General features: G+C 60.3%; 18 protein-coding genes. 12 read left to right on the top strand and 6 right to left on the bottom strand.

Annotation, left to right across the window (positions count from 1 at the left end):
- The first annotated feature begins 24 nt into the window (after positions 1 to 24).
- From ACTG4B_RS07940 to ACTG4B_RS07915, 6 genes are all read left to right on the top strand, one after another.
- The gene (locus ACTG4B_RS07940) at positions 25 to 1,182 is read left to right on the top strand and encodes an LLM class flavin-dependent oxidoreductase (RefSeq protein WP_439155158.1); all 1,158 of its coding nucleotides are present in this window, start codon (positions 25 to 27) and stop codon (positions 1,180 to 1,182) included.
- Positions 1,179 to 2,069, top strand: a complete 891-nt coding sequence (locus tag ACTG4B_RS07935; RefSeq protein WP_439155157.1) for an aldo/keto reductase — start codon at positions 1,179 to 1,181, stop codon at positions 2,067 to 2,069. The genes ACTG4B_RS07940 and ACTG4B_RS07935 overlap by 4 nt, the downstream gene beginning before the upstream one ends.
- Positions 2,069 to 2,572, top strand: coding sequence for a flavin reductase family protein (locus ACTG4B_RS07930; RefSeq protein ID WP_439155156.1), 504 nt, complete (start codon positions 2,069 to 2,071; stop codon positions 2,570 to 2,572). Before ACTG4B_RS07935 ends, ACTG4B_RS07930 begins: the two co-directional genes overlap by 1 nt.
- Before the next feature lie 118 nt (positions 2,573 to 2,690).
- Positions 2,691 to 3,287, top strand: a complete 597-nt coding sequence (locus ACTG4B_RS07925) for a TRAP transporter small permease (protein ID WP_439155155.1) — start codon at positions 2,691 to 2,693, stop codon at positions 3,285 to 3,287.
- Positions 3,287 to 4,816 (top strand): TRAP transporter large permease, encoded by a 1,530-nt coding sequence (locus tag ACTG4B_RS07920; protein ID WP_439155154.1) that lies wholly within the window; start codon positions 3,287 to 3,289, stop codon positions 4,814 to 4,816. The genes ACTG4B_RS07925 and ACTG4B_RS07920 overlap by 1 nt, the downstream gene beginning before the upstream one ends.
- Positions 4,817 to 4,868: 52 nt before the next feature.
- The gene (locus ACTG4B_RS07915; protein WP_439155153.1) at positions 4,869 to 5,933 is read left to right on the top strand and encodes a TRAP transporter substrate-binding protein; all 1,065 of its coding nucleotides are present in this window, start codon (positions 4,869 to 4,871) and stop codon (positions 5,931 to 5,933) included.
- Between the two features lie 73 nt (positions 5,934 to 6,006).
- Here ACTG4B_RS07915 and ACTG4B_RS07910 read toward each other — a convergent pair whose 3' ends face one another.
- Positions 6,007 to 6,885: a LysR family transcriptional regulator gene (locus ACTG4B_RS07910; RefSeq protein ID WP_439155152.1), complete on the bottom strand. Its 879-nt coding sequence runs from the start codon at positions 6,883 to 6,885 to the stop codon at positions 6,007 to 6,009.
- Positions 6,886 to 6,994: 109 nt separating this feature from the next.
- On the opposite strand from ACTG4B_RS07910, the gene ACTG4B_RS07905 reads away from it, so the two are divergent.
- Both ACTG4B_RS07905 and ACTG4B_RS07900 read left to right on the top strand, forming a co-directional pair.
- Positions 6,995 to 8,554 carry a proton-conducting transporter transmembrane domain-containing protein gene (locus ACTG4B_RS07905; RefSeq protein ID WP_439155151.1) on the top strand — a complete coding sequence of 520 codons (1,560 nt, stop codon included), beginning with the start codon at positions 6,995 to 6,997 and terminating at the stop codon, positions 8,552 to 8,554.
- Positions 8,555 to 8,574: 20 nt separating this feature from the next.
- Positions 8,575 to 10,986, top strand: coding sequence for a YbcC family protein (locus ACTG4B_RS07900; RefSeq protein WP_439155150.1), 2,412 nt, complete (start codon positions 8,575 to 8,577; stop codon positions 10,984 to 10,986).
- A 37-nt stretch (positions 10,987 to 11,023) separates the two neighbouring features.
- On the opposite strand, the gene ACTG4B_RS07895 is transcribed toward ACTG4B_RS07900, so the two are convergent.
- Positions 11,024 to 12,679 carry an ABC transporter permease gene (locus tag ACTG4B_RS07895; protein ID WP_439155149.1) on the bottom strand — a complete coding sequence of 552 codons (1,656 nt, stop codon included), beginning with the start codon at positions 12,677 to 12,679 and terminating at the stop codon, positions 11,024 to 11,026.
- An 80-nt stretch (positions 12,680 to 12,759) separates the two neighbouring features.
- Here ACTG4B_RS07895 and ACTG4B_RS07890 point away from each other — a divergent pair, with 80 nt between their 5' ends.
- The gene (locus ACTG4B_RS07890; RefSeq protein WP_439155148.1) at positions 12,760 to 13,641 is read left to right on the top strand and encodes a hypothetical protein; all 882 of its coding nucleotides are present in this window, start codon (positions 12,760 to 12,762) and stop codon (positions 13,639 to 13,641) included.
- A gap of 56 nt (positions 13,642 to 13,697) precedes the next feature.
- Here the strand turns inward: ACTG4B_RS07890 and ACTG4B_RS07885 are convergent, their stop codons facing one another.
- Positions 13,698 to 15,707 carry a PAS domain-containing protein gene (locus tag ACTG4B_RS07885; RefSeq protein ID WP_439155147.1) on the bottom strand — a complete coding sequence of 670 codons (2,010 nt, stop codon included), beginning with the start codon at positions 15,705 to 15,707 and terminating at the stop codon, positions 13,698 to 13,700.
- Positions 15,708 to 16,129: 422 nt separating this feature from the next.
- Positions 16,130 to 16,387, bottom strand: coding sequence for a DUF2312 domain-containing protein (locus ACTG4B_RS07880; RefSeq protein WP_439155146.1), 258 nt, complete (start codon positions 16,385 to 16,387; stop codon positions 16,130 to 16,132).
- A gap of 109 nt (positions 16,388 to 16,496) precedes the next feature.
- Here ACTG4B_RS07880 and ACTG4B_RS07875 point away from each other — a divergent pair, with 109 nt between their 5' ends.
- Positions 16,497 to 16,712 carry a hypothetical protein gene (locus ACTG4B_RS07875; RefSeq protein WP_439155145.1) on the top strand — a complete coding sequence of 72 codons (216 nt, stop codon included), beginning with the start codon at positions 16,497 to 16,499 and terminating at the stop codon, positions 16,710 to 16,712.
- Here the strand turns inward: ACTG4B_RS07875 and ACTG4B_RS07870 are convergent.
- Positions 16,709 to 18,034: an enoyl-CoA hydratase-related protein gene (locus ACTG4B_RS07870; protein WP_439155144.1), complete on the bottom strand. Its 1,326-nt coding sequence runs from the start codon at positions 18,032 to 18,034 to the stop codon at positions 16,709 to 16,711. The two genes, ACTG4B_RS07875 and ACTG4B_RS07870, sit on opposite strands and share 4 nt — an antisense overlap.
- Positions 18,027 to 19,049: a phosphotransferase gene (locus tag ACTG4B_RS07865; protein WP_439155143.1), complete on the bottom strand. Its 1,023-nt coding sequence runs from the start codon at positions 19,047 to 19,049 to the stop codon at positions 18,027 to 18,029. Before ACTG4B_RS07865 ends, ACTG4B_RS07870 begins: the two co-directional genes overlap by 8 nt.
- A gap of 124 nt (positions 19,050 to 19,173) precedes the next feature.
- On the opposite strand from ACTG4B_RS07865, the gene ACTG4B_RS07860 reads away from it, so the two are divergent.
- Together ACTG4B_RS07860 and ACTG4B_RS07855 are read left to right on the top strand one after the other, a co-directional pair.
- Complete coding sequence (locus ACTG4B_RS07860) at positions 19,174 to 20,391, top strand: acyl-CoA dehydrogenase family protein (protein ID WP_439155142.1); 1,218 nt, start codon at positions 19,174 to 19,176, stop codon at positions 20,389 to 20,391.
- A gap of 32 nt (positions 20,392 to 20,423) precedes the next feature.
- A complete protein-coding gene (locus ACTG4B_RS07855; RefSeq protein ID WP_439155141.1) occupies positions 20,424 to 20,852 on the top strand; it encodes a TIGR01244 family sulfur transferase in 429 nt (142 codons plus the stop codon).
- Positions 20,853 to 20,890 lie beyond the last annotated feature (38 nt).

The raw sequence follows: 20,890 nt of genomic DNA, 5'->3' as shown, positions 1-20,890 counted from the left end.
GAATGACGAGGGGAGAGAGAATCAATGAGCATCGTGCCGGTCACAAGCGCCGATCTGGACGCTGCCGAAGTCAGCTGGTTTTCAGCGCTTTGTTCGGATGATTACCAGTTCCTCGGCGTGCCCGACGGCGATCTGCGCAGCAGCTGGGAACACTGCCGCGACATCGCGCTGACGGCAGAACAGCAGGGGTTCCGCAATATCCTTGCCCCGTCATCCTATCAGGTCGGGCAAGACACGCTGTCGTTCGTCGCAGGGATGGCGCCGCTGACCGAAAAGATCAATTTCCTTGCCGCGATCCGCTGTGGCGAGGTGCAACCGATCATGCTGGCGCGCACCATCGCGACGCTGGATCACATGCTCAAGGGGCGGCTGACGCTGAACGTCATCAGTTCTGATTTCCCCGGTGAAGTGGCCGAAAGCGCCTATCGCTATCAGCGCAGTCACGAGGTGGTGCAGATCCTGCGGCAGGCCTGGACACAGGATGAAATCAACCACGAAGGCGAAATCTACCAGTTCAAGGGCGTGCCCACCGACCCTGCCAAACCCTATCAGCAGAACGGGGGCCCGCTGCTCTATTTCGGGGGCTATTCCCCGGCCGCACTGGAACTGTGTGGCGCGCAATGCGATGTCTATCTGATGTGGCCCGAAACAGTGGACCAGCTGGAACAACGCATGAAAGACGTGCACGCGCGGGCCGCCGCACATGACCGCACGCTGGACTACGGCCTGCGCGTCCACATGATCGTCCGCGACACCGAGGCCGAGGCCAAGGAATACGCCGATTACATCGCCAGCAAGCTGGACGACGAATACGGCAATCTGATCCGCGACCGCGCGCATGACAGCATATCGCTGGGCGTCTCGCACCAATCGCGGGCGCGCGAACTGGCCGATAAATTCGGCTATGTCGAACCGGGTCTCTGGACAGGCGTCGGGCGCGCGCGTTCGGGCTGCGGGGCCGCCCTTGTCGGGTCCACCGATCAGGTGATGTCGAAAATCGAAACCTATCAAAAGATGGGCATCCGCGCCTTCATCTTTTCCGGCTACCCCCATATCGACGAGGCCGAACATTTCGGCAAACACGTGATGCCGCAGTTGAAAACCTGCTCGCTGCCCCATGCTTATGGGCGTGTCCCATCGCAGACACCCACAACGCCACTTGGCACAGGAATCCGCCGTTGACCCGTATTGAAATCACTGAAAATCTGTCTTTCAGCCGCATTGTCTATGGCATGTGGCGGCTGTCCGACGACACCGACACCAGCCCCGCCCATGTGCAGGCCAAGATCGAGGCGTGCCTTGAACAGGGCATCACCACGATGGATCAGGCCGACATCTATGGCGGCTATCAGGCCGAAGAGGTGCTGGGCGATGCCCTGCGCACCGCCCCCGCCCTGAAAGACCAGATCGAAATCATCACCAAGTGCGATATCGTGGCCCCGGCCGGCCGCTATGCCGATGCGCCGATGAAATACTATGACACCAGCCGCGGACATATCCTGTCATCGGTCGATCATTCGTTGCGGCTGATGGGTGTGGACAAGATCGACACACTGCTGATCCACCGCCCGGACCCGATGATGGACGCCACCGAAACCGGTGCGGCACTGGACGCGGTTGTCGCATCCGGCAAGGTGCGCAGCGTCGGTGTCTCGAACTTCAAACTGCATGATTGGACACTGCTGCAATCGGCCATGCAAACCCCGCTGATCACCAACCAGATCGAACTGTCACTGGCGGCCCATGACGGGTTCACCAATGGCGATGTGGCCTATCTTCAGGAAAGGCGCGTGCCGGTCATGGCATGGTCGCCGCTGGGCGGTGGCGCGCTGATGACTGGCGCCGGCCCCGTGCAGGATGCGTTATCTGCTGTCGCCGCTGAAAATGGCGTGGACAACAGCGCGGTTGCCGTCGCATGGTTGCTTGCGCATCCCGCGCGGATCATGCCCGTCATGGGCACGAACAACATGACCCGGATCAAGGCACTATCAGATGCCTTGCGGGTCAAAATGGACCGGCAGACGTGGTTTGCACTCTACACCGCCGCTCTGGGAAAAGAGGTCCCTTGATGAACACAACAGCGCCCGCCACCTTCGACCCCGGCACCGACTCTGACAGCTTTCGCGCGGCCCTTGGCAGCTTTGTCACCGGTGTGACCGTTGTCACCACCGACAGTCCCGAAGGCCCTGTCGCCATCGTCGCCAACAGCTTTGCCAGCGTGTCGCTCGATCCGCCGCTGGTTCTGTGGTCCCCCGCCAAATCGTCGCGCCGGTTCGAACATTTCGCGGGCTCGCGGCGTTTTGCCGTCCATGTGCTGGCCGCCGATCAACGCGATATCTGCGAGGCCATCATCGGATCGAAAACCGCCATTACCCAGGTGCCGACCCATTTGTCACATTGCAGCATGCCGATCATAGAAGGCGCGCTTGCCACCTTCGAATGCAGCCTTGATGCGACCCATGACGCCGGCGACCACGTCATCATCGTCGGCCGTGTAACCAAGGCCCACCACAAGGGCGGTGAACCGCTGGTTTTTCACGGCGGCAAATATGGCGCCTTCAACGAAGGCTGACCCCAGCCTTCTTTTGTTCAAAAATACCTTGGGGGAGGCCCGGACACCGTCCGGGACGGGGGCAAAGCCCCGCATCATCGGGGCGATAAGCCCGGCACATAAACAGGGGAGGAGCCGCATGTCGGTCCTGTTTGGCCTATTATGGCCGCTTGAGAGGTTCAACACCGTGGTCCTTGCCATCGGCAAGGCGATTGCGGTCACGGCGCTGGCGATCATGGTTTGCCTGATCCTGGGACAGGTGTTCTTTCGCTACGTCCTGAACGATGCCCCGAACTGGACAGAAGAAGGCGCACGCTTCGGCATGTTGTGGATGACCGGGCTGATGGCGCCGCTGGCCTACCGGATGGGCGGATTTGTGGCGATCGACATGGTCGAACGCGCCCTGCCCCGCCTATTGTCGGGGCTGTTGACGCTGGTGTTGATGGCCATCGCGATGTGGGTGCTGTTCGTCGCCTGGGATCGCGGGTTGAATAATCATGTCGACACGTTGTCCGGACGCGGGTGTTCATCGTCGCTGCGCTGGCCCTTCGGGATTGAAATCGGCAAATGCGGCAACAAGTTCCAGAATAGCTATCAGTATGCCTCGCTCTGGGTCGGGGTGAACCTGCTGATCCTTGTCAATTTTGAACTGATGATCCGCCAGATCATCAAACTGGCCGGGCACGGCGACCGTTTGACGCCACTGAATAGCGGCGATGTGGTGGGGGCTGACTGATGCTGCTTTGGTTCCTTCCGATTTTCCTTATCCTGATCATGGTCGGTCTGCCGGTGGTTTTCGCCTTGCTGGCCAGCCCCATCGCACTGATCATGCTCGAGGGCGACCAGCGCAATGTCGTCGCCGGGCTTTACCGCAACCTTTACAACGGCATGGACAGCTTTCCGCTGATGGCCCTGCCCTTCTTCATGCTGGCAGGTGAAATCATGAACCGTGGCGGGATCACGCTGCGGCTGGTGGAATTTTCGCAGGCGTTCATGGGCCACCTGCGCGGCGGGCTGGCGCATGTGAACATCCTGTCATCGATCCTTTTCGCGGGGCTTTCCGGTTCTGCCGTCGCGGACACCTCTGCGCTGGGGTCCACGCTGATCCCAGCGATGGAAAAGAACGGCTATACCCGCAAATTCGCCGCCGCCATTACGGCTGCGTCATCCGTCATCGGCCCGATCATCCCGCCGTCAGGGATCATGATCATCTACGCCTATGTCATGGGCGAAAGCGTCGCTGCACTGTTTCTTGCCGGGATCGTGCCCGGGATCATGGTCGGCGTCGGCCTGATGGTTATGGTGCGCCTGCTGGCCGACCGTTATGACCTGCCCAAGGCGGAACGGATCGTCCAGAAGAACCAGTCGATCAGCCCGACAGAAAGCGTGGTCAGCTGGGCCTTGTTGCGGATCAACATCGGCGGGCTGCTGTTCGCGATTTCCGGCCTGATCACGCAGTTCCTTGACACGGCACCCAACAACTGGCTGATCTTTCTGATCACGCTGCCCATCGCCCACGCAATCGCCGAGGCGGTCAAGGCCCGCGTCAGCCATGATTTCCGCATCGTCTGCAAAAAGGCCATCGCGCCGCTGCAAACCCCGATCATCATCCTTGGCGGCATCCTTGTTGGGGTGTTCACGCCAACCGAGGCCTCGGCCGTCGCTGTCGCCTATGCGCTGATCGTGTCGTTCTTTGTGCTGCGGTCCATGAAGGTCCGCGACCTGGCCGATGTGCTGACGCGGTCCGCACTTGCCACCTCTGCGGTGCTGTTGCTGGTGGGTGCCGCCGTTGCGTTCAAAACCGTCGTATCGCTGTCATACGCGCCGCAGATACTGTCGGATTATATCTTGTCGCTGTCGGAAAATCCGCTTGTCCTGCTGTTTCTCATCAACATCCTGCTGTTCATCGTTGGCATGTTCCTTGATGCGGGACCTGCGATCATCATCCTCGGGCCGATCCTTGGCCCGATCTTTGTCGATCTGGGCGTGCATCCGGTGCATTTCGCCATCATCATGAGCGTGAACCTGACAGTGGGTTTGGCGACGCCGCCCATGGGGCTTGTGTTGTTCGTGGCCTCGACCGTGTCAGGTGAAAAGGTCGAAACTATCGCCCGCGCAATCCTGCCGTTTCTTGCGGTGGAAATCCTTGTTATTTTCGTGATCACCTATGTGCCTGCCATTTCAATGACAGTGCCTTACCTGACCGGTTTCCTGGGCTGCGGCCCAGAGGTCGGCTTCTCGGCTTGCATAAGCCCAACACCATAGGTCGGGGCCCAACCCCGCCTTTTCTTGAAAGACCACAAAGGGAGAGAAAGACATGCTCAAACATCTGACCAAAGTAGCCGCCACTGCGGCGCTTCTGGCCACACCGCTGGCCACATGGGCGGCAGGGCACACGGAATACACCATCCGGGCCACCGCCAATTCCAACGAAAACGACGAAGACTATGACGGTCTGGTCGTGTTCAAGAACTACGTCGAAGCGGCCTCTAACGGGCGCATCGCGGTAGAGCTTTTCATCGGCACCCAGCTTTGCGCGACAGGCGCGGAATGCCTTGAAGGCGTGTCCGAAGGATCGATCGATGTCTATATCTCCACCTCTGGCGGGGCGGCGGGCATTTTCCCCTATGTGCAGGTGCTTGACCTGCCCTATCTGATGGCGAACGATCGGGTTGCAGAACATGTGCTGACCGGCGATTTCACACGGACCATGCGCGACATGGCGTTGGAAACATCAGACAATACGATCCGTCTGATGACCATCGGCAACACGGGCGGCTGGCGCAACTTTGCCAACACACAGCGCCGGGTTGCACAGCCATCCGATCTGGAAGGTCTGAAAATCCGCACCGTGGTCGCAGATCTGCCACAGGAACTGGTCCGCGCTTTGGGTGCATCGCCCACGCCGATCCCATGGCCCGAGCTGTTCACTTCGTTCCAGACCGGCGTTGTCGAAGGGTCCAAGAACGGGATCACCGACATCATGGGCATGAAATTCCCAGATGCGGGGCTGCAATACCTGACGCTGGACGGGCACGCCTACATGGGCGCGCTGTGGTGGATGAGCAACGAAAACTTCATGGCCATGCCAGAGGACCTGCGCCGCGTTGTTGTAGACGGCTTTGCCGAACTGCAGCAGGCGACATTCGCGTCGCCCAAGCGCAAGTCGATCGCAGCCTATGAGGAATTCGTGGCAGGTGGCGGCGACCTTTACGTGCCAACCCCCGACGAAAAGGCCATGTTCGCCGAAGCCGCCGCACCTGTGCAGGACTGGTTCCGCGCCAACGTGGACGGCGGCGACCAGATCCTTGACGCGATGATCGCAGCTGTGGCCGCGGCCGAGGCCGAGATCAATGCATCCTACGAGGCCGATCTGAACTAAGGGGGGTGCCCCGACTGCATATGTGACAGAAGGGGCGGCGCGTTTATCATGCCGCCCTTGGCGATCAAGCGCCTTAAAGCGCGCGATCCTCCAGCAGGTCCGCAAGGATCGGATTGGGAAAGCGCCGTGTCAGCGTGACGGCAAAAAAGGTTTCCCCGATGCCCGGCAAGCGGTCCGCTTCGATCAACCTGCCAGTGCTAAGCTCGTCCTGAACGACGATGGGCGGCAGCACCGCCAACCCCACACCTTCGCGCGCCAACAGGCGCATCATCGCCATGTCCTCGACCTCGGCCGCGATTTGGGGCCGGATCCCCAACCGTTCGGTCAGGGCGTCGAATCCGACGCGCACACCCGTGTCCGCGGTGGGCAGGATGATCGGTTGGGTCGCCAGCAGCGCATGCAGACCCGATGTGTCGCGCAACAGATCCGGCGTGCCGACAAGGCTGACAGGCTGTTCGGACAAGCGATGCGAGATGAAAGGCGTCACGGCATCACGCGCTGGGGGGCGGTTGATCAGCACAATATCGAGTTTCAATGCCTCGAGCGCGCGCAACAGGTCCGCACTGGTGCCGGATCGCAGAATGATTTCCACATCTGAGCGGCCAAGGATCGGGCGCAGAAACGCCATGTGAAAGTTGCGCGACAATGTGGCCAGCGCGCCGATACGGATGGCCTGCCGGGGCCTGCCCTTTTCCTGCAGGGTGCCGACGAGTTCGCGCCCCGCCGAGAAAATCGCATCCGCGTGATCAAGCGCGATCCGCCCGGCCTCTGTCAGCCGCAACTGGCGCCCCTGCCGCGCAAACAGTGGATGCCCCAACGACGCTTCAAGTTGCTTGATCTGAACGGAAACGGCGGATTGCGACAGGTTGAGCCGCTGGGCCGTGCGCGTGAGGTTGCCGTCATGGGCAACCGCCCAGAAATAGCGCAAGTGATGGTAGTTGAGTTCAGCCATAATCAATTTATTTAATAGAACGTTATCGATCAAACAATGAATTTTTTTGTCTTTGGCAGAACTGATACCTGTGCGGAAAGCTGCACTTCAGTCAGAGGGAAATCCTGTCTTGTTCATCACCTTCCTGCCCGTCCTTGCACCGCTGGTCTTTTTTGCGGCATCCGTTCTTGCCTTTCGTGGCGCGCCACTGCGTCCTGCGGCTGTCTTGCGCCTTGTCGATGGTGCCGCGCTTGTCGCTTTGGCCGTGGCGGCGGTTTCCGCGCTGGTTTTGATCATGAACGGCCCTGCGACCAGCCCGCTGATCGGAGCAAAGGGCATTGGCCTGTCGGTCCGGCTGGATGCCGTCAGTGCGGTCATGTTGCTGTTGGTGTCTTTCGTGGGCTGGGTGGTCGTGCGGTATGCCGCAACGTATATGGACGGCGAAGCGCGGCAGGGGCCGTTTACCGGCTGGCTGTGTCTGACGTTGGCCGCTGTGCTGCTGCTGATCATGGCGGGCAACATCGGGCAACTGGCCATCGCCTGGATTGCAACCAGCCTGACGCTGCACAAGCTGCTGCTTTTCTATCCCGAACGTGCTGCGGCCCGGCGCGCGGCTCGCAAGAAATGGATCACCGCGCGGATCGGCGATCTTGCCCTGCTGCTGGCGATGGGTCTGATCCTGTATCAGTATGACACCGGCGATCTGGGCGCGATCCTGGCGGCAGCCCGGACCGGGCAGGCCGGTGACGTGACGACGTGGATTGCGGCCAGCCTAGCGCTTGCGGCCATCATGAAATCGGCACAGTTCCCATTGCATGGCTGGCTGACCGAGGTCATGGAAACGCCAACGCCCGTGTCCGCCCTGTTGCATGCAGGGGTGATCAACGCGGGCGGTTTCCTGTTGATCCGTTTTGCCGATGTCATGCTGTTATCGCCCGCTGTGCTGGCGGTGCTGGTGATGATCGGCGGCTTCACAGCGCTGTTTGGAGGTCTGGTGATGCTGACGCAGTCGGCGGTCAAGACGTCGCTGGCCTGGTCAACCGTGGCGCAGATGGGCTTTATGATCCTGCAATGCGGCCTGGCGCTGTTTCCTCTCGCGCTGCTGCATATCGTGGCACATTCGCTTTACAAGGCGCATGCCTTTCTGGCCTCGGGTGGCGCTGTCGAAGGGGTGGCCGCGATCCGACGGCCCGGACCGGTGGCGATCCCCGATGGCCGTGCGGTCGGGCGCGCGTTCCTGATTGCGTTGCTGATCTATACAGCGATCGGGTTCGCCTTTGGGCTGACTGACAAGTCCCCGCAGGCCATCGCCCTGGGCGCGATCCTGATTTTCGGCGTGGCCTATCTTTTGGCGCAGGGCCTTGCGGACGCCGCACCGCGCGTTCTGACCCAGCGCACCGCAGCGTTGTCGGTGGCTGCGGCGGTGGGATATTTCGCCCTTCAGACAACCGCCGAGTGGATGATGCAGGGCACCTTGCCCGCAACACCCGCCCCCGGGCCGCTGGAATGGGCACTGATCGTGCTGGCCTTGTTAAGCTTCGGGGTGGTGGCGATTGCCCAAGCAATGTTCCCGCTCTGGGCCTATCATCCTGCCTCTGCCGGATTGCGGGTTCATTTGTCAAACGGGCTTTATGCCAATGCAATCCTCGACAGGCTGCTTGGCGGCTGGTCGCACAAACACATCCCCTGATCGCCAAAAGGAAATCTCCAATGCCCCATGCTTCCTTGCTTTCGCCGTCAATCATGACGCAGGCGAGCGATATCGCTGCACGTGCGATCCCGCCGGTTTGGCCGCTTGTTTCTTCGGTTGCCGTAAACCCCTATCTGGGCCAGACCACACAGACGCTTGCGCAGGTTGGCGCAAGGCTGGGCCGTGTCGGCGGCGTGCCGGTCACTTTGCCAAGGGCGCATTATCACGCCCTGCTGCAGGATGGCACGATCACGGATGCGGACATTGCGGCGGCGCTTGACGCACAGCGCGCCGATGACATGCCGGGTCTGGCCGAAATCAGGCGGTGCGCCGGACGCCCGGCCAAGACACCCACACCCCAGCCCACGATTGCCGATCTGGCGGCAAAGCATTCCGGGATCGACTGGCCACGCATTCTGGCGGATCGGTTCGGTCACTGGGCGGCAGGTTACTTTGATCAGGGACAGGCGCTTTGGGCGGCGCCGCGCAGGCGGGGCGCATATGAGGCGTGGCGGCAAAACGCCATCCATGACCTGACGCCGGAAATTGCGGGGCTGAAGGGTTTTGCCCGGTTTGTCAGCGAAACGCCGGATGCGGCCGACAAGGCCCGCGCAGGATCGGCCAGACGGCTGGGTCTGGCTGACAAAATGCTGGACACCTATTTGCACCAATTGTTGTTCTCGCTTGGCGGCTGGGCGCAATTCGCGCGCTATCACCTGTGGCAGGCGGAACTGGCGGGCAGGTCGGATCAGACGATCACTGACCTGCTAACGATCCGGCTTTTGTGGGAAGAGTCGCTTTTTTTGCAATACCAAGACCAGATCGCAGATGAATGGGATGCGGTCAAAGCCACACATGCGCAGCCTGTCGAAGCAGACATGGACCTGAAAATCGACAGCATCCTGCAAGAAGCATGGGAGCACGCGGTGCAACGCGATCTGGCGCAGACTTTTGCGGCCCCCGAAACCGTGCCGGTTCAGGACCGCCCGTTCCTTCAGGTGGCCTTTTGCATCGATGTGCGCTCCGAGGTGTTCCGCCGCGCGCTTGAGGCCGTCAACCCCGGCATCCAGACGCTTGGCTTTGCGGGGTTCTTTGGCCTGACCGCATCGCACAACGGCTTTGCCTCTGACGTGGACGAACGGCGCTTGCCGGTACTTCTGAACCCCGGTGTGACCGCAACGTCCAAAGGTGAAAACAAGGGCGCGGAACAGACTGCACGGCTCAAGGCCCGCGCCAGCCGCGCATGGGGGCGGTTCAAGCTGGCCGCCGTGTCGTCCTTTGCCTTTGTCGAGGCGACAGGGCCGATCTATGCGGGCAAATTGTTCAAGGAGGCGCTGAATATTTCGCCCAAGGTTGCCATTGACGGCCCTGCCCCACGTTTTGAGCCGCCTTTGGCGCTTGATGCGCAGATAGACGCGGCCGAAACGATCCTGCGGGCGATGTCCCTGACGACGGGTTTTGGCAGGTTGGTAGTGCTGGCCGGGCATGGAGCCAATGTGGTCAACAACCCCTTTGCCAGCAGTCTGCAATGCGGCGCCTGTGGCGGTTATGCGGGCGACGTGAATGCACGGCTGCTGGCCGGATTGCTGAACCTTCCGGAAGTCCGCACAGGGCTGGCTGCACGCGGCGTCGCAATCCCTGACGACACCCTGTTTCTGGGTGGGCTGCATGACACGACAACCGATGCGATCACGCTCTTTTCAGCAGACCACACCTGTGCGGCACATGATGCGGTAATCAGACAAGCCAAAGACTGGTTCGCACAGGCCGGTATCGTCACCCGGTCTGAACGTGCCTTGCGCCTGCCGCGTGCCGACGGGGGGGACACGATCGATTTGCGCAGTCGGAACTGGGCGGAAACGCGGCCCGAATGGGCATTGGCGGGGTGCAAGGCCTTTGTTGCGGCGCCACGCCAGCGGACGGTAGGCAAAAACCTTGAAGGCCGCGCTTTCCTGCATGATTACGATTGGAAAGAGGACAGCAGTTTTGGCGTGCTGGAACTGATCATGACGGCCCCTGTGGTCGTCGCAAGCTGGATCAGCCTGCAATATTATGGATCAACCGTGGCACCGGATGTCTTTGGCTCTGGTAACAAGCTCTTGCACAATGTCACCGGCGGGATCGGCGTCGTCGAGGGCAACGGCGGCACCCTGCGCGCAGGTCTTCCGTGGCAATCCGTGCATGAGGGCGAAACCTACGCCCATGACCCCCTGCGCCTGTCAGTCTACATCGAAGCCCCGCGCGACGCGATGATCGACATTCTGCGGCGGCACGATGAGGTGCGCGCACTGTTCGACAATCGCTGGCTGCATCTGTTCGCGCTGGATGAAAACGGTCAACCGGCCTGGCGCTATGCAGGCGGGCTGGAATGGTCCAAATCTGTTGAGGAGGTCGCGCAGAGGGGACAAAAAGCCGAAGCGGTGACGGCATAGGGTTGCCCGCCACTCCGCTGCAATACGCAAGGTCGCCCTAGCGGTTTGCCCGCGCCAAAAGGGCCACGGCGGCCAGCCCCACCAGCGTAATGATCAGCGCGGCGGGGGCGGCCTCGGCGATGTTTTCCAGCGATGCCTTGGCATGCACGCGCGTTGCCAACGTGTCGTAATTGAACGGGCGCAACAGCAGCGTCGCAGGCAATTCCTTGACGCTGTCGACAAAGACCAGCAGCAGCGCCGACCCGACCGAGGCACGCATCAAGGGCAAATGCACCGCCCTTAGCGTGCCACCGGCCGTGCGCCCCAAGGCCCGCGCCGCCATTGGCAGGCTGGGCGATACCCGGCCAAAGGCCGCGTCCGCCGTCCCTTGGGCAATGGCAAAAAACCGCACCACATAGGCAAGCGTCACCGCAGCCGCACTGCCCGTCAGGATAAGGCCAGGATCGGCGAACCCCAACCAGACAATGAAATCGGCGAATGCATTGTCGAAGGCCGCCAGCGGCACCAGCACCCCCAGCCCCAGCACGGCCCCCGGTGCCGCATATCCGATGGCCGTGATCGGCATCAGCAGGCGCGGCAAGCGGCGGTTTGACAAGCGCACGCCATAGACCATGAACACACCGCCCAGAACCGTCAGGAAGGCAGCGATCCCACCCACTTGCAGCGTATGCCACAACGCCCGCCGCAGCCCCGGTGCGATCCATTCGCCCGCGTCAAAGGCATGGCTTGCCAGAACCGCGACGGGCATCACGAACCCGACAAGCACCGGGAACAGGCACAACGCCGTCGCCATCGCCCCGTGCCAGCCGTGCAATGCGGCCGGCGTCACAGGCCGCATTCCGCGGGCCGAGCCAAAGAACTTGCTCCTGCGGCGGCTGAGCTTTTCAAGCGTCACAAGGATGATGATCAGGCCCAGCGCAACAGTGGCCAGTTGCGCCGCGCCGCCAAGGTTGCCCCCCTGCAACCAGATCGAAAAGATCCCCGTAGTCAACGTTTGCACGGCGAAATAATCGACCGTGCCGAAATCATTGACCGTTTCCATCATCACAACCGCGACCCCTGCCGCGATCGCGGGGCGCGCCAACGGCAGGCCGACCCGCCAGAACCGTGCAAAGGCCCCCGCACCCAGCGCGCGGGCGACCTCATAGGCGGCACCCGATTGTTCGCGAAACGCCGCCCGCGCCAACAGATAGACATAAGGATAGAGCGCAGCACTCAGCACCATGATCGCGGCCTCGCGGGTGCGGATCGCCGGAAACCAGTAGTCGCGCGCCGTCTGCCAGCCCATCATGTCACGCAATGCCGATTGCACAGGCCCTGCATATTCCAGAAAATCCACCAGCGCATAGGCGCCCACATACGCGGGCACGGCCAGCGGCATCAGCAAGGCCCATTGCAAGATCGCGCGCCCCGGAAAGCGATACATCACGACGATCCACGCCGCCCCCGTGCCGATGGCGGCGGTCAGCAGCCCCACGCTAAGCATCAGCACGACCGTGTTGCCCAGATAACGCGGCAACGTCGTGCGCAACAGATGTGGCCAGATGTTTTCCGTTGGTGTCATCGCAAACCAGAAGACCGCAACAATCGGAACCAGCACCACCGCAGCAATCAAGACAGCACCGGCCGACCACGGGTCAATCCGCAATCGTGCCTTTCGGGCCTGAAATATCTGACTAGTTTGCTCGGACATGCTCGGTGAATTATCCGAAACTGGTTTAACTGTCCAGAAATCCAACTATGTTAAGGACACTCAAAAGCAAAAAGGCCCTCATGCAGATCGCATTTCACATTGGCGCACACTGCACGGACGAGGACAGATTGATAAAATCCCTCCTCAAGAACGCAAATACCCTTTGCCAGCAAGGGATTGCGGTTCCAGGGCCAAGCAAATACCGCGTCCTGATCCGCCAGACGATACAGGCGCTGAACGGGGCCAGTCCCCCGCCGGATGCGCGCGATATACTGATCGATGCGATTTGCGAAAATGACGGCATCGACCGGATCGTGATGAGCAACGATAACTTTATCTGTGTGCCCAACCGTATCTTTGAAAACGGGGTATTCTACGGCCAGGCAGAACCGAAAGTCCGTGCCTTGCACCAGTTGTTTGCCGAAGACGAGATTGCCCTGTTTCTTGCGATCCGCAACCCGGCCACTTTCCTGCAGTCGGTGTTTACACGTGCGAATGCGACCTCTCTTGGCGGGTATTTGGGTTTGCTGCACCCAGACGATATTTCATGGGCCGATGTTGTTCGGCGCATCAGACAAGTTGCGCCGGGCACGCCGCTGACGGTGTGGTGCAACGAAGACAGCCCACTGTTATGGGACCAGTTGATCAGGCGCATATCCGGTGCGCCCTCCGGCACAGCAATGACAGGCGGGCTGGATTTGCTGGCGTCGATCATCACCGACGAAGGGATGGCCGCCCTGTCTGAACAATTACGCCAGACGCCCCCGGCAACGGATGCCGCACGCCATGAGATGATCGCCGATATCTGGGCCTTGCATGCAAGAACAGACCAACTCGAAGACGTCATCGAACTGGCCGAACTTGACGCGGACCTCGTTAAGACACTGACCGAAAACTACGAAGAAGACCTTGCAGAAATTGCCCGGATGGACGGTGTGACGCTACTGATGCCATTCAGCTAGCACGTGCATACCCTGTGCCGCCATATCCATCCCACAGACGGCACCATTTCCGGCACTCAAGCAAGCGCGTCCCTGAGCGAAACGGCCAACGTGTTGATTGTATATGGCTTTGCCAACAGCTTGGGATGGCCCTGCGTGTCGGCAACAGACTGGCTATAGCCGGACGTCAACAGTATCCTGATGTCGGGCCTGTTTTCGGAAAGCCACGCTGCCAGACCAAATCCTGACATTTCCCCGGGCATGCTGACGTCACTAAAGACGAGTGAGACAGGCTCATCCTTCTCCAGAATCTGCACTGCTTCGGCGGCAGTTCCTGCTGTGATAACCTTGTATCCCAGCCTTGCAAGGCGCGCGCGGTTGATCCGCAACAGCGCATCGCTATCCTCTACCATCAGCACCAGTTCACCCTTCCCCATGGGCATATCTGCATTTGCCGAAACCGGCATCCTGCCATTTGATTGCGCAGGCGCACGGGGCAAATAAACATCGATCGTTGTGCCTGCACCGACAACACTATCGATTGTCACAAAGCCACCGGACTGATTGGCAAATCCAAAGACCGAACTCAGGCCAAGCCCGCTGCCTTTTCCGGGGGCTTTCGTCGTGAAGAATGGTGTCATTGCCTTGTCTCGGACTTCGGGTGTCATGCCCACACCTGTGTCGGAAATCGAAAGCTGAACGTAGTCACCGGTTTGTGTCGATGGAATTGTGCCGCCAGCACCAGTCTTGAGTGTGCGGTTGCGCGTCGCAATGCGTAATTTGCCACCCGATGGCATCGCGTCACGGGCATTTATGCATATGTTCAACAGGGCGCTGTCAAATTCGCCGGGGTCGATAAATGTTTCCCATTCGGTGTCCGAAATATCTATTTCAAGCGCAATATTCTTGTCCAGCGACCTTTCAAGAAGCATCTTCGAATACCGGATGCGGTCACCTATGCTGAGCCGTTCTGAACACAGAGATCGCTTTTGTGCAAAGGACAACAAGCGCTGATTGAGGCTTGAACCGGCCTCTACGGCAACCAGCGCATCCTTTATCAACGCGATGACATCGTCGTCCTTTATCTTCATCGCGGCAATTTCAAGATTTCCACAGATAACGGCCAGAAGGTTATTGAAATCATGGGCCATACCCCCGGCAAGTTGGCCTATGGCCTCCAGGCGGAGGGCGTGTGACAGCGCCTCCTGTGCTTTTTGCCGTTCCTGCATTTCCTGTTCAAGGTCGCGTGTGCGTTCGGCCACACGTGCCGTCAGATCCTGATTGATTTTCGCCAACGCGAATTCTGCGTTCTTACGATCAGTGACATCATAGTTGACCCCGATCATCGACGCGGGCTTGCCATTTTCGTCACAATGAAGCGGCTTTCCCCGTGCAACGACCCACCGTATTTGTCCATCCGCGCGGATCACACGGAACTCGTCGCGGTAAGACACGCTGTTTTCAACCGATTGCCTGGTCAGTGCGACCACGCGGTCGCGGTCCTCGGGGTGAATACTGGCAATCGCTCTTTCAAAGGTCATCTGCCCAGAGGTTTTGGCGATCCCGAACAGGTCGAATTGCTGATCGCTCCAATGCAGCCGGTTGGTGGCCAGATCCAAATCCCAACTGCCGATCTCGGCTGCATCATAAGCGAAACTCAACCGGGCCTCGGTGTCGTAGAGCGCATTTACGGCTTTCTTGATTTCTGTAATATCTCTTGCTTCCGGCACCAAAAAATCGACGCCACCGGCCTTGCCAAAGATCGGTGTGAGCGAAAAATCAACGTCTATGATCTCGCCATTTTTGCCCGAATGCCGGGCTTCGAAACGCGAGGGCGTGCCAGATGCACCCCTGCGCACCGCATCTTTGACAGCGTCCTGAGATGTCTGGCAATCGCGCCACCATGGTGTCTGAAAAAACGGGGTGGCCACAACATCTTCCAGTTCCATGCCTATGAAATCAAGCGCGCTGCGATTTGCATGAAGCAGGATACCATCGGGCGAAATCAGGCCGATGAAGCTTTGCACGACATCATAAATCGCACGGTTCCGGTCATCATCAAAGCTGACATCTATTGTTGAAGGCATAAGCCTTTCCCCTTTCAATGCTGCGCCTTTGCATCGGTCTCAATGAGATTCGAGAGGTAATCGCGCCCAGGTGACACACGGTTTGAATATAACCGGAATCTTAATACATCCATTGGCATAGTCCACGCCCAATCCGCTGACCGTATTTATCAGCCAAACTGATGAGGAAATACCGCACAATTCACGCAAACCTGCGCCAGTTTGCCATCAGGTCATCGATATTCAGTCCCGTTCGAAATCTGGGCCGAACAGGTTTTACAAGTCACTTGGGGTCGTGATGTGGCGTTGGCCGAAAGAAAGGTTGCGCCGCGGGCGACACTTTCACAGTGGTCAAATTCTCAAAAACAGGTTTTCACAACGCCGTTTCAGGCCCTGCATCAAAATCATTTCTCTTTGTAAATCGGCGCTTCAGGCTGTCCTTTTCACATTCCAAGTGCCGACTTGTACATCTCGAGAACAGCTTCTTCCTCTGCCAGATCATTGGCGTCGCGCTTGCGGATGGCGATGATCTTGCGCAGCACCTTGGTGTCGTAGCCGCGGCCCTTTGCTTCGGCCATGACTTCTTTCTGGGCGTCGGCAACATCTTTCTTTTCCGCCTCAAGCCTTTCAAACCGCTCAACAAACTGGCGCAGCTCCTGCCCTGCTACGGTGGATGATGTATCGGTGACTTGGTCGCTCATGCTGCTCTCCTTGCGGGCCTGTCTCTCACTAGCGGGTGGCCTGCGCCGCCGCAACCCTTGCGCAGCCACGCAGGTCACGATAATCCGCCCGCAAAGACAGGAGGAACAGATGGAGAGTGTCATCTGGATCGGCACCGCATTGTCGGTTATCGGACTGGTCGGGATCGGCTATAGCATCGCCGCAGTTGCGCGCGCGAAACGCGCCGGCCTGACAGACGAAGACCTGCGCGCGCGGATCGCACGGATCCTGCCTGTAAACCTGGTTGCGCTGTTCGTGTCGATGATCGGGCTGATGGCCGTCATCATTGGCGTCATCCTGGGCTAAGGCGTCACCGCATCGAAACCACCTGCAACAAGTGCGGCGCGCAGCAACAGCGGTGGCGGTTGCCAGACGGGATCATCCGCAGACCATTGTTTCATCTGTTCGGCCAAGGGCAACAGCCCGGCCAGTTTGGCCGCCATCATCGGCCCGCCCTGCGCGCGCGGATAGCCCAGACCATGCACCGCCAGCACGTCGATATCGGACGCGCGCGTCACGACACGTGATGCCGTCAGCCTTGCGCCTTCGGCCACCAACGCAGCCAGCACGCGGCGCTGGATATCTGGCCCCTGCTGCCCTGCGTGGCCGTCGCGGCCACCAAACGGCCCACGTTGAAATCCACTATCCAGATGGGCACGATCAATCGCGCCTTCCGATATGCCCATTTCACGCAGCGCGGAAATTGACCGACGCCAAGCCCGATTAAGCGCATCAACCACAGCTGCACCCAAAGGCGAGGCCACCTGCCAGCCCTGGCTTGACCGGCCTAGCAATTCAGGTGAAATCTGCCTTTCAGCCAAAAAGACATGCCGCAGTGCTTGCGACTGTGGGTGCCTTTCGCAGCGGGCAAAGGCATCTGCTTCGAAGGACAGACCGGTGTGGAACGGCAGCAAGAGAGCGGCCTCGACACATTCCAGCGCCCGGATCGACGCGAACCGCCCGGTCGCCAGGACAGCTTGGCGGCGTGTGGCGATTTCATCAAGATATGCGCCGCCGTCAGCCAGCATGTCCCGGCGGGCAAAGGTCGGGCGCGGGCTGTCCAGTTGCTGCGCCAGCGCCACCGCGTCAAACGCCAGATCATCGGCAACGACCCCGTCGTATAAACCCATTTGTAGGGCGGTCTCTGCCATGATGGTCCGGCCGCCAAGGATCATGTTCAGCGCATGTTTCGGCCCAACCAAACGCGGCAACCGCTGCGTGCCGCCCGCGCCGGGCACAAGACCCAGCGTCACCCCGGGCAGGCCGATCACGGCATCTGGCGTCGCAATGCGATAGTGGGCGGCCATCGCCAGTTCCGCACCACCCCCCAATGCCGCCCCCTGCAACGCCGCCACGACGGGGATCTTGCAGGACTCGATCAAGCCACAGACTTGCGACAGGGTCGGGCCGTCGACCAGTTGGCCAATTTCCTTGATATCCTCACCGGCGCTGAAAACCCGACCCTGCGCCAGGATCACCACCGCCTTGATTTCACTGTCGCTTTTTATGCGTTTGAAGATAGCCCACAACCGCAGCCGCAGTGCCGAACCCAGCGCGTTCACGGGTGGCATTTCCAGCCGCACCAGTGCGACACCGTCAATGATCCGCAAGGTGGCAGGATTATCCATCCGGTCCCTCCCGGATCACGCCGATGGCCAACCCTGCCAGCACCGGCACCGCAGCCCCATATTTGCGGGCCATATCCGGGTTCGATGCATTGCCCGCCGCCGCCCGCGATGCCACGCCAGCCAGAATCGCGGCCAGCCGGAAGAACGCAAAGACCAGATAGAACGGCCAGTCTTCGACGGTATCGAGCCCACGTCGCCGGGCATAGGCCGCGATGTATTCAGCCTCGGTCGGCAGGCCAAGAATGGCACGGTCCACGCCGCCCAAACCACGCATGTCGCCCTGATTTGGCAGCCGCCACTGCATGCATTGATACGCCAGATCGGCCATGGGATGACCCAGCGTGGACAATTCCCAATCCAGCACCCCCGCGATCTGCGGCGCGTCGGGCAAAAAGATCATGTTGTCCAAACGCCAATCCCCGTGCACCAGCGCCACCTGACCGTCATCCGCAGGCATCTGTCCGCCCAACCAGTCGATGATGGCCACCATCGCAGGGTCCGGTGTGCTCACCGATGCAAGATACTGCAGGTGCCACCGGTCAAGCTGGCGGGCGAAATAGTTGCCCGGTTTACCGTAGTCGGCCAGACCCACAGCCGCCACATCCACGTCATGCAAGGCGGCAAGGGCCGCATTCATCACGTCATAGATCGCGGCCCGTTCATCCGCGGCCAGTTCAGGCAGTGCCGGATCCCAGAAAATGCGCCCGGGCAGATAGCGCATCACGAAAAACGCCCGTCCGTTCGGGGATGCGGCGCCATGCGCCAGATGTAACACCTGCGGCACCGGCACCCCGGTGTTCGCCAGCGCCTGCATGACCCGATACTCGCGATCGACCGCATGGGCCGACGGCAACAATTTACCCGGTGGTTTGCTGCGCAGGACATAGGTGCCACTGTCCGCCTCCAGCTTGTAAGTGGGATTTGACTGGCCGGTGCCAAACTTGGTCACAGTCCGAAGATGCGCAAATTCACCAATCGCACCGGACAGGTAGCTGTCCAGGTCCGCCAGGGTCATCCCGAGTGCTGTTGCCGCTTCCGTCATGCCAACATTTTGGGGCAAGCTGTGCGGATTGTGCAAGCCATTGATTGACACCCGGCCCACCCGATGCACGATAGTCCCAACAAACGGAGGATATTTCATGGATCTGGGGCAAACAGCACGGCTGAAACCGGTTCTGGCGGCGGTCAAGGCGATGATCGCGGATGACATCGCGCCGCTGGACGCGGAATTTCTGGCCGAGGTCAGCATCGGCGACCGCTGGACATTCACCCCCCGCCAGACCGAAATTCTCGAAGGGCTGAAAACCGCCGCCAAGGATCGCGGTCTGTGGAATTTCTGGGATACGTTCCGCGACGGCCCAAAGCTGAATACCGTCGAATATGCCTATCTGGCCGAGGAAATGGGCAAAAGTCACCTTGCCGCCGAGGTGTTCAACTGCAACGCCCCCGACACCGGCAACATGGAGGTCTTTGCCCGCTACGGCACGGACGCCATGAAAGACCGCTGGCTGAAACCGCTGATGGCCGGTGAAATCCGGTCGGCCTATCTGATGACGGAACCGGATGTGGCCAGTTCGGACGCGACCAATATCGCGATGACCTGCGTGCGTGACGGCGACGATTATGTGCTGAACGGAGAAAAATGGTGGGCGACCGGCGCGGGCGATCCACGCTGTGCGGTGCATATCGTGATGGTGCGCACCAGCGACGACGCCCCGAAACACCAACGGCATTCGATGTTCGTGGTGCTGGCAGATACCCCGGGCATCACGAAACTGCGCGCGATGGAGGTTTACGGGCACGACGACGCACCGCACGGGCATATGCATTTCCGCTATGACAACGTGCGCGTACCCGCCGAAAACCTTTTGCTGGGGGTCGGGCGCGGGTTCGAGATTGCGCAGGGGCGTCTGGGACCGGGACGCATCCACCATTGCATGCGCGCCATCGGGCAGGCCGAAAAGGCGTTGGAGCTGATGTGCAAACGGGCGCTGTCGCGCGAGGCATTCGGCAAGCCACTGGCGCAACTGGGTGAGAATTTCGACCTGATCGCACAGGCACGCATGGAGATTGAACAGGCGCGTCTGTTGTGTCTGAAAGCGGCTTGGATGATGGATCAGGGCGACAAACGCGCGGCCGCGCCATGGATCAGCCAGATCAAGGTCGTCGCCCCCGAAATTGCGCTGCGGATTACGGACATGGCCGTTCAGATGCACGGTGCGGCGGGCGTGTCGCAGGATACGCCACTGGCCCGGCAATGGACCCATTTGCGGACGCTGCGGCTTGCCGACGGGCCAGACGCGGTGCATCGCAGACAGGTGGCGCGCGCCGAACTGGCCCGCTATACCAACAGCTAAGCAAACCCGCCACAAGCCAAGGACCGCACCCGATGGATATTCGCCAGATTACCCCCAATTACGCCGTCTCATCCCAGATTGACCCCAGCGATATTTCCGCCATCGCCGCCGCCGGGTTCACGACGATCATCTGCAACCGCCCCGACACCGAAGTGCCCCCCAGCCACCAGTCAGCCGTAATGGCAGAGGCCGCCAGTGACGCCGGATTGACCTTTGTCGAAATCCCCGTAACGCACCAGGGGCTGAACATGCAGATGATCGACGCCCAGAAACAGGCGATCACCGACAGCACCGGCCCGGTGCTGGCCTATTGTGCGTCCGGCACGCGGTCGTCCATTGTCTGGTCGCTGGCCAGTGCAGGCACGATGCCCACTGATGACATCATCGCGGCCACCGCTGCGGCGGGGTATGCTCTGGGCGGGATGCGTTCGCAACTTGACGCCTTGGCCGCAAATGGCTGATCGCGCTGTCTCAGTCTGTCAGGGATAGCGCATCAATG

Source organism: Yoonia sp. (assembly GCF_965660735.1).
Lineage (GTDB): Bacteria > Pseudomonadota > Alphaproteobacteria > Rhodobacterales > Rhodobacteraceae > Yoonia.
This window is presented reverse-complemented; position numbering and strand designations above follow the sequence as displayed.

Excerpts from the sequence above, each read along its gene's own strand:
- ACTG4B_RS07940 (WP_439155158.1), top strand. The coding sequence starts at position 25 with ATGAGCATCGTGCCGGTCACAAGCGCCGATCTGGACGCTGCCGAAGTC.
- ACTG4B_RS07930 (WP_439155156.1), top strand. The coding sequence starts at position 2,069 with ATGAACACAACAGCGCCCGCCACCTTCGACCCCGGCACCGACTCTGAC.
- ACTG4B_RS07925 (WP_439155155.1), top strand. The coding sequence starts at position 2,691 with ATGTCGGTCCTGTTTGGCCTATTATGGCCGCTTGAGAGGTTCAACACC.
- ACTG4B_RS07920 (WP_439155154.1), top strand. The coding sequence starts at position 3,287 with ATGCTGCTTTGGTTCCTTCCGATTTTCCTTATCCTGATCATGGTCGGT.
- ACTG4B_RS07915 (WP_439155153.1), top strand. The coding sequence starts at position 4,869 with ATGCTCAAACATCTGACCAAAGTAGCCGCCACTGCGGCGCTTCTGGCC.
- ACTG4B_RS07910 (WP_439155152.1), bottom strand. The coding sequence starts at position 6,885 with ATGGCTGAACTCAACTACCATCACTTGCGCTATTTCTGGGCGGTTGCC.
- ACTG4B_RS07900 (WP_439155150.1), top strand. The coding sequence starts at position 8,575 with ATGCCCCATGCTTCCTTGCTTTCGCCGTCAATCATGACGCAGGCGAGC.
- ACTG4B_RS07895 (WP_439155149.1), bottom strand. The coding sequence starts at position 12,679 with ATGTCCGAGCAAACTAGTCAGATATTTCAGGCCCGAAAGGCACGATTG.
- ACTG4B_RS07890 (WP_439155148.1), top strand. The coding sequence starts at position 12,760 with ATGCAGATCGCATTTCACATTGGCGCACACTGCACGGACGAGGACAGA.
- ACTG4B_RS07885 (WP_439155147.1), bottom strand. The coding sequence starts at position 15,707 with ATGCCTTCAACAATAGATGTCAGCTTTGATGATGACCGGAACCGTGCG.
- ACTG4B_RS07880 (WP_439155146.1), bottom strand. The coding sequence starts at position 16,387 with ATGAGCGACCAAGTCACCGATACATCATCCACCGTAGCAGGGCAGGAG.
- ACTG4B_RS07875 (WP_439155145.1), top strand. The coding sequence starts at position 16,497 with ATGGAGAGTGTCATCTGGATCGGCACCGCATTGTCGGTTATCGGACTG.
- ACTG4B_RS07870 (WP_439155144.1), bottom strand. The coding sequence starts at position 18,034 with ATGGATAATCCTGCCACCTTGCGGATCATTGACGGTGTCGCACTGGTG.
- ACTG4B_RS07865 (WP_439155143.1), bottom strand. The coding sequence starts at position 19,049 with ATGACCCTGGCGGACCTGGACAGCTACCTGTCCGGTGCGATTGGTGAA.
- ACTG4B_RS07860 (WP_439155142.1), top strand. The coding sequence starts at position 19,174 with ATGGATCTGGGGCAAACAGCACGGCTGAAACCGGTTCTGGCGGCGGTC.
- ACTG4B_RS07855 (WP_439155141.1), top strand. The coding sequence starts at position 20,424 with ATGGATATTCGCCAGATTACCCCCAATTACGCCGTCTCATCCCAGATT.